The following is a 12325-nucleotide window of genomic DNA, read 5'->3' as shown; positions in this document are numbered from 1 at the left end:
TCCGCTTGACAAAATTGTCGGATTCATCCGATTTCAGCACAGAATCGGCTGAAAACCGCATAAATCGCTTATTCATTTCGGATTTATCGCCAAATCAGGTCCAGCAGTTACTTTATGAAAGTGGCTTAACTCACTGTTATTAATCAGAATAGTTAATACAATGAGATAACTCTTATTTAAGATACAAACAATTGCAGCTTGATACCCTTTCTTATAAATTTGTGGTTCACAACTACAAGGAACGGCCTTATGTCCATGCTCATTGTTGTCGCAGTCCTGATTGCATTAATGGGATTTGCCATTTCCCGCCATTGGAAGGTGCGAGAAGACAAAAGCGTTAAAAATCCTCGTCGTCACCCACGGCGCCGTTAATCGGCGCCGAGGCCCGATGTGCCCCTTTCATCCGCGCGAAAAGCTGACGCACTTTAACATTTCACGTATACTTCCCGTCTTATTTTTCCGTCCCGCCGCGCAGTTGCGGGATGACGACATCGGCTCGCCGCCTGCTGGCGGGCCTTTTCAGCATATGAAGGTAACGCGGTGAATATTCAGGCTCTTCTTTCCGACAAAGTCAGTCAGGCAATGGTAGCGGCGGGTGCGCCTGCCGATTGCGAACCCCAGGTTCGTCAGTCTGCAAAGGTTCAGTTCGGTGATTATCAGGCGAACGGCATCATGGCCGTGGCGAAAAAACTCGGTCAGGCACCGCGACAACTGGCTGAACAGGTGATTCAGCATCTTGATCTGCACGGCATCGCCAGCAAAGTGGAAATTGCCGGCCCGGGCTTCATCAATATCTTCCTCGATCGTCAATGGCTGGCGGCGCAAACCGCACAAGCGCTGCAACTGCCGCGTCTCGGCGTCAGCGCCATCGCGCCACAAACTATCGTGGTGGATTACTCGGCACCCAACGTGGCTAAGCAGATGCACGTGGGTCACGTGCGTTCCACCATCATTGGTGATGCCGCGGTGCGTACGCTGGAGTTCCTTGGCCATAACGTTATCCGTGCTAACCACGTTGGCGATTGGGGCACCCAGTTCGGCATGCTGATCGCCTATCTGGAAAAGCAGCAAAACGAAAATCACGAAGAGATCGCGCTGGCTGATTTAGAAGCCTTCTACCGCGAAGCCAAACTCACTTATGATGCCGACGAAGCCTTTGCCGAGCGTGCGCGTGGTTACGTGGTGAAACTGCAAGGCGGCGATGAATATTGCCGCAGCATGTGGAAGAAGTTAGTCGACATCACCATGAGCCAGAACCAGCTGGTCTATGACCGTCTCAACGTCACGTTGACGCGTAAAGATGTGATGGGTGAAAGCCTGTACAACGACATGCTGCCAGGCATCGTCGCCGATCTGCGTGAGAAAGGTTTAGCCGTCACCAGTGAAGGCGCCACCGTAGTGTTCCTTGATGAGTTCAAAAACAAGGAAGGCGAACCGATGGGCGTGATCATTCAGAAGAAAGATGGCGGTTATCTTTACACCACCACCGATATCGCCTGCGCCAAATACCGTTTCGAAACGCTGCACGCCGATCGCGTGCTGTATTACATCGATTCACGCCAGCATCAGCATCTGCAACAAGCGTGGACCATCGTGCGTAAAGCCGGTTATGTACCAGAATCGGTACCGCTCGAGCATCACGCGTTCGGCATGATGTTGGGCAAAGATGGACGTCCGTTCAAAACCCGCAGCGGCGGCACCATTCGTCTGGCCGATTTGCTGGATGAAGCGGTTGAACGCGCACATGCGCTGGTCAGCGAGAAGAATCCTGAGATGTCAGCGCAAGAGCTGAAAGATCTGTCAGAAGTGGTCGGTATCGGCGCGGTGAAATACGCCGATTTGTCGAAAAGCCGCACCACCGATTACATCTTCGATTGGGACAACATGCTGGCCTTCGAAGGCAACACCGCGCCGTACATGCAGTACGCCTATACTCGCGTGTTGTCAGTGTTCCGCAAGGCCGGTATTGATGCCGACAGCCTGAGCGGCGACATCGTGCTGACCGAAGAGCGTGAAGCTCAGTTAGCCACACGTTTGCTGCAATTCGAAGAAGTGATCACTCAGGTTGCGCGCGATGGTACGCCACACGTGATGTGCGCCTATCTGTACGACCTGGCCGGTCAGTTCTCTGGCTTCTACGAACATTGCCCAATTCTCTCTGCCGAGGACGAGAACATCCGTCAAAGCCGCTTGCAGCTGGCCGCGTTAACCGCGAAAACGCTGAAACAAGGTCTGGATACGCTGGGCATCAAAACCGTCGAACGTATGTAATATTTCGCGTCATTAAATACTCAGGCTAGTTGGCCTGAGTATTTTTTTGCTCCATCGCCTCAAGAATCGGCTGATAAAGGTTGAAGCAGCCTTCGAAATCAAACTGTTCCCCTTTTCTGCATGCCGCCGGCACGCGTTTTAAACGATCTGTCATAGCGCCATCAAAATTATAAAAGCGCGCCTTTAACACCACGCTGACAATAAACGCATTCACATGGCTGTTAAACACATCATTATGACTGGCAATAAACGAAGCCGGGACGGATATGAAATTAATCGGATCTTGATCGAAGCAAGGCAAACGATCAGTAAAATTATTTTTTAGAGTCGCTAATTTCGCTTTAGGAACACAATAGGAAATAAATTCCCACTTACCCAGTTTTGGCATGTTCTCTTCAGACAACGCGGTAATAGGCGGGAGCTTTTCAACCTGAGTCGTATCCTGATCTTTGATATATTCAGTATTGAATAACGCATAATTACCAATAGTGGTGTTATCTAAATCCATTTCTGATAAAGCATATTTAAAACCATAATAGTTACGCTGGAGCACGGTGTGGCTCCACGTCAGATTAACGCCTAAATTCTGACCGAGTGGAAAGAGTCGATTGGTGGCGTAATCTGCACGTGAACTGAGCACATACATCATGGTGGGTTGCGGTTTATCCAAATAGCCAATGCGCATGCTGCTCTCTTTTAAAATCAATCCTTGATTGGCTTCAATTGCTGGATTCAGCAGCACCACGCCATCACTGAACGGCTTCAATTCACCGCCATTTTCCGCCACGCGCATCCGTTCCATTAAGGTACTTTGCAAAGCTGATAACGTAACAGCCGCACCAAAGCTGTGACCAGTAATCAGCAACAGGCTATTATTCTTTTCGCCAATCGCACTACGAAGATCAAGAAATGCGCTGGTGACACCACGCCGTCCGACTTCCTCCGCTACTGCTTTGCGATCCCAGAAGGTTAACTCTTTCACGCCCCAACCGCTTAAGCTCTCGCCGCGCCAGCCGATATAAATCCCAATTAAGCGCCGACTAGCAATTACGCGTGGACTGCTAACCAGCGCTAACGTTTGTTGGAATTGTTTAACGTTATCATTCTCAGTGCTGGCATTATTTTTCCAGCCGTGGACAAACACAATCACGGCTACGCCAGGATCCTGCGCGTATTTTTTAATTTCATCCATCAGCTTAGCGGTATTTTCCGGATGGAAATCATTGCCTCTTTCGGTAAATTCAATAAAACCTAAATCATAATTTTTATGATGTTCGAGAAAACTGCCGCAGCCACTTTTGTGTTCACTGCAGGTTTGCCCAATATCATTACGATATGGCGCATTGGCATCGCAGCCAACCAGTAATATGAGTGATAGCCAAATGAGCGCTTTCATTAATTTCCTCGCATAGCCGTAAGCTATCGCGCTGTGGCAAGCGAAACGAAATGGATAATGAAATTTAGCACCAATCAAAACAATTGCTGTTGAGTTTAAGATAAAACGCAGTAAGCGGAATGCGTGACGGTTTTTTAAACCATACGGGAAATTTAACAGTTGGCGGTGATGACAGGGTTTAAATTAAACACAGTGATAAAAAATGCCGCCAAATATCATCGGCGGCACATTCTCTACTACTGATACTTATTGAGGACGAATAGCGAGCTACTGATAATTCACCGTCACCTGGCTGCTAATCACCCGCAAACCCGGTGGTAACGCACCCTGCCCTTGAAAACCAAATGCTAAATGCAATGTCTCATCCGCCGCGACATTGGCTAAACCGCGCGTGCTGCCGTTAGCCCCTTCAATTTCGACACAACGGTCAGTCGCACATAATCGCACCACTAACCCCGATGGCGCGGGACGGCTAAGCTGATAGCGCCAGTTCACAATCGAGATATTGCCCGGCGCGGCCGAAGGTGCTTTCAGCGCGGGCGTCATCAACCAGTTGCCACGCACACCCAGGCTCGGCCCGCTGGCATTCGCGGTCCAGGCACCGTCAGCGGCATCGCTTGCCAACGGTAATGACATCATCGGCAACATCATTAACGCCCAGCACCAACGACGCATTATTTGCCTCCAATGGTGGCGGTCATGCGGATCTGGCGATTGTCGGTCAACTCCATATTCGACAACACAATCAACTGCGGCAAATTGCGACGCAGGAAGCGCGCCAGCAGCGCACGCAGCGGATGATTCACCAGCAGCACTGGCGGCGCGCCGGCCATTTCCTGTTGCTGCAATGCGCCTTGCGCCTGCACCATCAGACGATCAGCCAGGCCAGGTTCCAGTCCACCGCCACCCTGTAACGCTTGCAGCAGCAAGCGTTCGAGCGTGGCATCCAGACCAATGACCTGCACTTCGCCATTGCCTGGGAACCACTGCTGAGTAATCGCACGACCCAGCGCCACACGCACCACGCTGGTCAACTCTTGCGGATCGTTTTGTACTGGCGCATGTTCCGCCAGCGTTTCGATAATGGTGCGCATATCGCGAATCGATACGCGCTCCGTCAGCAGATTTTGTAGCACTTTATGCAGTGTGGTTAAGGTGATGACACCCGGCACCAAATCTTCCGTCAGCTTCGGCATCTCTTGCGTGACGCGATCCAACAGTTGCTGCGCTTCCTGACGACCAAATAGCTCGCTGGCGTATTGACCAATTAAATGGTTGAGATGTGTCGCTACCACGGTGCTGGCTTCGACCACGGTAAAGCCCTGAATCTGCGCCTGCTCTTTCAAGGCGCTGTCGATCCAGATCGCCGCCAAGCCAAAAGCAGGATCGACGGTCGGTTCACCCGGTAGCGAACCGGCTGCGGTACCTGGGTTGATCGCCATCCAGCGGCCCGGATACGCATCGCCGCTGCCGATTTCCACCCCTTTCATCAGGATGCGATAGCGCGCGGGCGGCAGTTCCATGTTGTCGCGGATATGCACCACCGGCGGCAGGAAACCAACCTCTTGCGCCACCTTCTTACGAATACTGCGGATACGTCCCAGCAGCTCGCCATTTTGCAGGTGATCGACCATCGGAATCAGGCGATAACCGACTTCCATACCCAGCGAATCTTCCAGTTGCACATCGGTCCACGAGGCTTCGACCGTGGCCGGCGTTTCCTGAGTTTTCACCAAACTGGCGGATTCTGCCGGTTTCTTCGGCTGCATTTCACGACCGCGCAGCCACCAAGCGAGACCCAGTAATGAAGCAGTGAACAACAGGAAGACAAAGTTTGGCATGCCCGGCACCAGGCCAAGTAACCCAATCACGCCGCCGCTGAGCATCAGCACTTGTGGATTCTTGAACAGCTGGGAAACCATCTGTTCGCCGACATCCTGATCGGTGCCGACGCGCGTAACGATAACACCGGCGGCGGTTGAGATAACCAGCGCCGGAATCTGCGCCACCAGGCCATCACCGATGGTTAACAGCGTGTAGGTTTCGCCCGCATGGCCGAGATCCATACCGTGCTGCACCACGCCAACCAGCAACCCGCCGATGACGTTGATCACCATGATCAAAATGCCGGCGATGGCATCACCACGCACGAATTTACTCGCACCGTCCATCGAACCGTAGAAGTCGGCTTCCTGCGTGACCTCGGTACGGCGCTTTTTGGCTTCTTCTTCACCAATCAAACCGGCGTTGAGATCGGCATCGATCGCCATCTGTTTACCGGGCATACCATCCAGCACAAAACGCGCGCCAACTTCGGCGATACGTCCGGCACCTTTGGTGATAACCATGAAGTTGATGATAACGAGGATGATAAACACCACGATACCAATGGCGAAGTTGCCGCCAACGAGGAAGTGACCAAAGGCTTCAACCACGCGTCCCGCCGCATCCGCACCGGTATGACCTTCCAGCAAAATAATACGCGTTGAGGCGACGTTCAGCGCCAGGCGCAGTAGCGTCGAGAACAGCAGAATGGTGGGGAACGCGGCGAATTCCAGCGTGCGCTGGGTGAACATCGCCACCAGCAGCACCATGATTGACAGTGCAATGTTAAAGGTGAACAGCAGGTCGAGAATGAAGGCTGGCAACGGCAGCACCATCATCGACAGGATCAACATGATCAGGACTGGACCGGCCAGCACCTGCCACTGCGTATCTTTAAAGTTGCCCGGTAAACGCAGCTTCTCGGCTAAGTTAGCCATCGTTTCTGTTCTCTCCTGCAAAGTCCATGTCTGCCGGAACCGGCAGGTTTTTTGGTTTGTTTGGAATCAGGCCGCCTTCACGCTTCCAGCGCCGCAGCTGCCAAACCCATGCCAGCACTTCTGCCACCGCGCCATACAGCGCGCCGGGGATGAACTGACCAATTTCTGTGTGTCGATATAGCGCACGCGCCAGCGGCGGTGCTTCCAGAATCGGGATGCGATGCTCTTTAGCGAGTTCACGAATTTTTAGGGCGATATCACCGGCACCTTTTGCCACCACTTTCGGTGCACTCATCTTGCCTTCCTGATATTTCAGTGCCACGGAGTAGTGTGTTGGGTTGGTGACGATAACGTCCGCTTTTGGCACATCGGCCATCATGCGACGACGTGCAGCGGCGCGCATTGCCTGGCGAATACGTCCTTTAACGTGCGGGTCGCCTTCATTCTGTTTGTGTTCGTCGCGGATTTCCTGGCGCGTCATCTTCAGCTTTTTGAAGTAGCTATACAGCTGCCAGAACACGTCAAAGCCGACCATTGGGAACAGCCCCAACATCACCAATCCGCAGCAAGCGGCCATCAGCGACAAGCCGTGATGCAGCGCGTTAATCGGCGGTTCGCTCATCAAACGCAGCATCTCTTGCCAATGGCTCCAGATGTACCAACCGGCCACCAAAGCTACCAACGTCGCTTTCATGATCGACTTCAGTAACTCCGCGGCGGTTTGACCGGAGAACATGCGACCAATACCGCTCAGCGGGTTAAGCTTTTTCACATCGAACTTGATGGATTTCCCGCTGATATTCAGGCCGCCGAGCGCCATCGGTGCCGCAATCGCCACCACCACCAAACCGCCCATCAGCGGCAGCACTGCGATCATCGCTTCTTTAATCAGGCTGCCGATATGGGCGATGATCACTTTGTCATCCGTCACCATGCCGTGATCGAAACGGAATCCGGTGGCAACCATACTGGCCAACCGTTCCGCCATGCTGTTGCCACCCACCCACAAAATCAGTAAGCCAATCAACAGCATCATCACTGAAGTCAGTTCGCGCGAACGCGGAATCTGCCCTTCCTCACGCGCCTTTTCAAGTCGGTGGGGTGTGGGCGATTCTGTTTTGTCCTCGTTACTCTCTTCAGACACGGCACAACCTCAGCCAGCAGGAATTCTGAGCATAGAATGCCAAAAGCCGGTCAGGCTAAAGCGCGGATTAAAGGGGAGAAATGTGAGTTTATTTAGCCATAAGTGAAATTGCGTTGAGGTGCAGAATAACAGCCACACAATAAAGGCATAAAAAAAGGCGTCCTGCGCCATGACTAAGCATGTGTAGGACGCCTTTATCCAAAGCACTCGTTTTGCCGTAAACCAAACAAATGCACAATGTCAGTAGTGTTTTGCAAAGTGTGTGCCAATCACCAAACTGTGAATTTCGGGCGGTTTTGCCTTGAGCGAGCTGATTTGAATGGCAGGTTTGCACAGTGACGAAGCAAAGCTGCACATTTTCTGTGCAATTCACCTTAATTTGTCTTAAATGCCACTCAAAGCAAAAGCCATGCCGTGCTGTAGTTTTAATGGGCAGATTTGCGCCCGGAAATTCCGAAAGTCACAAAATTGTTTCGTTGAGCAATCTTTTTTAATCTTAAGAAATAGATTAATCTTATTTACCATTTTTGATTGGACCTGGCAGTGACTAAAAGCCACTGCGCAGCCGTTTATTGCTAACTCGCACAAATAAATTAACCTAGCTTATCTATCACCGTGACTATGCGTTTTATATCATCGGCCTGCGTCGCTTTTTCGCCCGGTAGCACGGGATTTATCAGGGTGCAATGGTTTGAATTCTCAAAAGTCTTAGGTAGACTTACTTCAGCACTATCTTTCTGTAATCTGTCTGTTTTTTTGATGGCTTTCTCGCTGCCTAATCTGCCCGCCTTCATGGCTCGTGCCGCAGATTACTCTGCAGCTAATCTGATGAAATTTGAGGATCATGGTGAATAAGAGTCTCGTGCTTACATTGCTGGCGGTTTTAACCTTGGCCGGTTGTAAAGCGCCGCCACCGCCAGTTAACGACGATACGCTGGTCACCAGCGAAGTGAACGGCGTAAAGCTGGTTCATCGTAATGCGGTGGCCGCGCCAGGCGAGTTTACGCCCGTGAATGAGAGCTATCGTGCGCTGTATGCCGCGTCCGTTATGACCACGCCCGATTTCGGTGGCAAAGTGGTGCGTTATCTGGATAACGCCAAACCATTTGAAGTATTGGGTCGGGTTGAACACAGCTGGTTAGCCGTGGCTGATGAACCTAACGGCCAGTTGATTGGGTATATTCCACCGAAAGCCGGTGTGGAAAGCAGTCGCTACGACGCTACCATCCGTAGCGATCGTCCGCGTCCCCGCCGTAATAGCAAGCAAGTCTGCGTCGCCGTAGGTGGTGCCAGTAAAGCTTGTCGCACTAACGATACCGCGACCTGGATTTTAGACTGATAATGCAATCCGGCGCACAGCGTCCGCGGCGGTTCTGATGCCGCGGACTGTGATTTTCGCCCTTGCCAGGACAATCGAGATTTAATGACTCAGGATTCCCTTGCGCGCGATGGCATTGTCGCGAGCAATGATAACCTTTTGCTTAATGCCGCAGCACCGATCCTGAATGCCGTGGTACGTATACGGCAGGCCGCTACACATGACGATCCCGCGGGTTTACGTCAGTTATTGATCGAAGAAATCCGTCTATTTGAACAGCGTTGTAAACAAGCCGGCTTGCCGTTTGAGATGATCATCGGCGCGCGCTATTGCCTGTGCAGCGTATTAGATGAAGCCGCCGCGCAAACGCCGTGGGGCACACGCGGCGTGTGGTCCGGCAATGGCATGTTAGTCACGTTTCATAACGAAAGCTGGGGCGGCGAAAAGGTATTCCAGCTTTTGTCGCGCGTATCGCAAAGCCCACAGCAACATTTGTGGCTGCTGGAAGTGATTCACTATTGCTTATTGCTAGGCTACGAAGGCCGTTATCGCGGCAGTGACAGCGGACGGGCGCAGTGTGACGGCATCCGCAAACGCCTGGCACAATTGATTGCTGAAAATCGTCCCTCCAACGCCAATCCCGTTACGCCGCTAGTGGAAGTGCATCCGCTGGTCAGCACTTTGACGCGTCCGATGGTGCCGCTGTGGGCGTGCGTGACCTTAGCCACTTTGGTGGCCTGTTTGATTTACAGTGGCCTGAATTGGCGACTTGGCAATGCCGCGGAACCGCTGCTGCGCGCCATCTACCAAACACCGCTACCGCAAATTACCCCCGGACGTCGCCCCACTTCGCCGCAAGCATTGCTCGATCTCCATCAACGCTTAAATGATGTGATTGCCGCTGGTCAGCTGGAAGTGAGCGATGGCGCGTTCGGAAGCAAAGTGATTATTCCCGCAGATAAACTGTTCGCCAGCGATGGCACCGTGGTGAATCAAGTCGGCCGCGCGCTGTTAGCGCACGTCGCCAGCGCGATGAAAACCGTCAAAGGCACGGTGCTGGTGTCGGTGTATACCGATAACAGCCCGGTTGATGGCCGTTTCGCCTCAAGCTATGAATTCTCTTCGGCCCGCGCTCGCGCGGTGACGCAATTGCTGAATCCGCAGTTGGCTGAAGGTCACAGCGTGAAAGCCGAAGGCCGAGGCGACAGCAATCCGCTGCTACCCAATGACAGCAACGAAAACCGCGCGCGTAATCGTCGCGTGGAAATCACTCTGTTTGCGACCCCGGAAACCCTCGGCAATCATCAGGGAGACCAATGATGCGCGCATCACTGCAACATCTGTTAACCCATCGTCTGCTGTGGAGCCTGATTGGCGTCACCGCATTGAGCTGCGTGCTGTGGATGCTCGGCCCATTGTGGAGCTGGGGCGATACGCGTCCGTTGGAGCCGGTTTTGCCGCGCCAGTTAGCGGTGGGTTTCCTCTTCTTCCTGTGGCTGCTATTCCAGTTCATCCCGGCGTTGTGGCGCGGCTGGTTCAACAGCAAATTACTCAATCGCTTACAGCAGATGAGCCAGGAAGAGTTATCCGATCGCCAGGCCACCGAAACCTTATTAAACCAGCGTTTTAGCGAAGCCGCGCTGCGTTTAAAACGCACCCAATTTGGTCGTCGTCATCAGAAAAGCTGGCTGGCGCGTTTTCAAAGCCACTACCTGTATCAATTGCCGTGGTACGTGATGATTGGCGCGCCCGGTGCCGGTAAAACCACGGCACTGCTCAATGCCGGATTAGAGTTTCCGCTGACCGATAGCCTTGGTAAAACGGCGATTCGCGGCGTCGGCGGCACGCGCCATTGTGATTGGTGGTTCACCGACAGCGCAGTTCTAATCGATACCGCGGGACGCTATGCCTTGCAGGAGAGCCAGCGCGCGCGTGACGGTGCAGAGTGGCAGAGTTTCATCAATCTGCTGAAGCGCTATCGCACCCGTCAGCCGATCAATGGCGTGATCATGACCATCAGCGTCTCCGATCTGCTGACTGATTCCGCCGAAGCACGCCACGCTCAGGCCAGCGCGTTACGCGCTCGCATGGCGGAATTGCATCAACACACCGGCATTCATTTCCCGGTGTATGTGATGGTGACCAAAACCGATCTGCTGAAAGGCTTTATGAGTTTCTACGGCGCGCAGAGCAAGCAGCAGCGCGATGCGATTTGGGGCTTCACGTTCCCGTGGGAACCCGGCAAACCGCATAAAGACAATTGGCATCGCAGCTTTGCCCAGCAATACCAACACGTTGAGCAGCGCTTGCAGCAACAGTTGGCGAATGTGATGTCGGCAGAACGCGATCTGACCCAGCGCGCCGACAGTTTCCTGTTCCCGCAAGAGTTCAGCTCGCTGCGCCCATTGTTGAATGAATATCTTGATGTGGTGTTTTCCAGCCAGCAAGAACCGATTGCCTGGTCACCGCGCGGCCTGTTCTTCACCAGCGGCACCCAGGAAGGCTTACCGTTTGACCGCATCATGGGCGAACTGAACCGCAAATTGCAGTTGCCGCATACTGGCGAAAGCAGCCTGGCGGCGTGGGATAGCGTCAATCGCAGCAGCCCGATTCCGGGCAATAAAGGGCAGAGCTTCTTTATTCGCGATTTGCTGAGTGATTTGGTGTTCCGCGAAAGCGGCCTGGCGGGCAGCAATCGCCATTGGGAATACCGCAATCGCCTGTTTCACTGGATTGGTTACGGCGCGCTAACCGGCGCGTTGCTGCTGCTTTCAGGTTTGTGGCTCACCAGTTACATCCAAAACCAGCGTTATCTGGACCAGGTTGCGGCGCGCATCGTGCCGATTACCACGCAAAGTCAACAGGTGATTCATCAGCCCGCCGATAATATTTTTGATCTGCTACCCTTCTTAAATAACCTGGTGAAACTGCCGCTATCCGAGCGTTTTTCCCTCGACAATCCACCGCTTACCATGCGCGTAGGTTTATATCGCGGCAACCAGGTGAGCGATGCGGCGTGGGCGCTTTATCAAAATGCCCTTAAGTCTTTACTGTTGCCACGCGTGGCCCAGCAGATCACCAATTTGCTGCGTGACGATCCCGGCAACGATAACGAATACAGCCGCAATGCGCTGCGGGCGTATCAGATGCTGTATCAACCGCGCAATTATGATGGCGAGTTTCTGCGCGGCTGGTTGATGCAGAACTTACAACGCACCTTGCCGAATGATGTCAGCGCGCGTGATTTGCAGCAGCTTGACTGGCATCTGAGCCAACTATTAGACCAGCAAATCCAGTCTTCGCCCTATGCGCGTGACAATGCGCTAATGATGCGCAAGCTTGCGGAGAATCTGAAAAATGCCGGTGACAATAGCAATATGCTGGCGATTGCGCCGCAGGCCGTTTCGCAGCGATTGACCAAACACAGTGAGTAA

General features: G+C 53.0%; 8 protein-coding genes. 4 read left to right on the top strand and 4 right to left on the bottom strand.

The window, feature by feature from the left end; genetic code table 11:
- Window positions 1-540: 540 nt before the first annotated feature.
- Window positions 541-2271 carry an arginine--tRNA ligase gene (argS, locus tag ABDW13_RS11060; RefSeq protein ID WP_343552613.1) on the top strand — a complete coding sequence of 577 codons (1731 nt, stop codon included), beginning with the start codon at window positions 541-543 and terminating at the stop codon, window positions 2269-2271.
- A 25-nt stretch (window positions 2272-2296) separates the two neighbouring features.
- On the opposite strand, the gene ABDW13_RS11055 is transcribed toward argS, so the two are convergent.
- From ABDW13_RS11055 to flhB, 4 genes are all read right to left on the bottom strand, one after another.
- Window positions 2297-3667 (bottom strand): hypothetical protein, encoded by a 1371-nt coding sequence (locus ABDW13_RS11055; protein ID WP_343552612.1) that lies wholly within the window; start codon window positions 3665-3667, stop codon window positions 2297-2299.
- A 267-nt stretch (window positions 3668-3934) separates the two neighbouring features.
- Entirely contained in the window at window positions 3935-4342 is a 408-nt protein-coding gene (locus tag ABDW13_RS11050; RefSeq protein WP_343552611.1) for a flagellar protein FlhE, read from the bottom strand.
- Window positions 4342-6429: a flagellar biosynthesis protein FlhA gene (gene flhA / locus ABDW13_RS11045; protein ID WP_343552610.1), complete on the bottom strand. Its 2088-nt coding sequence runs from the start codon at window positions 6427-6429 to the stop codon at window positions 4342-4344. The genes ABDW13_RS11050 and flhA overlap by 1 nt, the downstream gene beginning before the upstream one ends.
- On the bottom strand, window positions 6422-7573 hold the full coding sequence (flhB, locus tag ABDW13_RS11040) for a flagellar biosynthesis protein FlhB (RefSeq protein ID WP_343552609.1): 1152 nt from the start codon (window positions 7571-7573) through the stop codon (window positions 6422-6424). The genes flhA and flhB overlap by 8 nt, the downstream gene beginning before the upstream one ends.
- 844 nt (window positions 7574-8417) lie before the next feature.
- Between flhB and ABDW13_RS11035 the strand changes: the two genes are divergently transcribed.
- From ABDW13_RS11035 to tssM, 3 genes are all read left to right on the top strand, one after another.
- Entirely contained in the window at window positions 8418-8912 is a 495-nt protein-coding gene (locus ABDW13_RS11035; RefSeq protein WP_343552608.1) for an SH3 domain-containing protein, read from the top strand.
- An 84-nt stretch (window positions 8913-8996) separates the two neighbouring features.
- Window positions 8997-10211 carry a type IVB secretion system protein IcmH/DotU gene (icmH, locus tag ABDW13_RS11030; RefSeq protein WP_343552607.1) on the top strand — a complete coding sequence of 405 codons (1215 nt, stop codon included), beginning with the start codon at window positions 8997-8999 and terminating at the stop codon, window positions 10209-10211.
- Window positions 10211-12325 (top strand): type VI secretion system membrane subunit TssM, encoded by a 2115-nt coding sequence (tssM, locus tag ABDW13_RS11025; protein ID WP_343552673.1) that lies wholly within the window; start codon window positions 10211-10213, stop codon window positions 12323-12325. Before icmH ends, tssM begins: the two co-directional genes overlap by 1 nt.

It is taken from the genome of Pantoea sp., from assembly GCF_039594315.1.
GTDB lineage: Bacteria > Pseudomonadota > Gammaproteobacteria > Enterobacterales > Enterobacteriaceae > Pantoea.
This window is presented reverse-complemented; position numbering and strand designations above follow the sequence as displayed.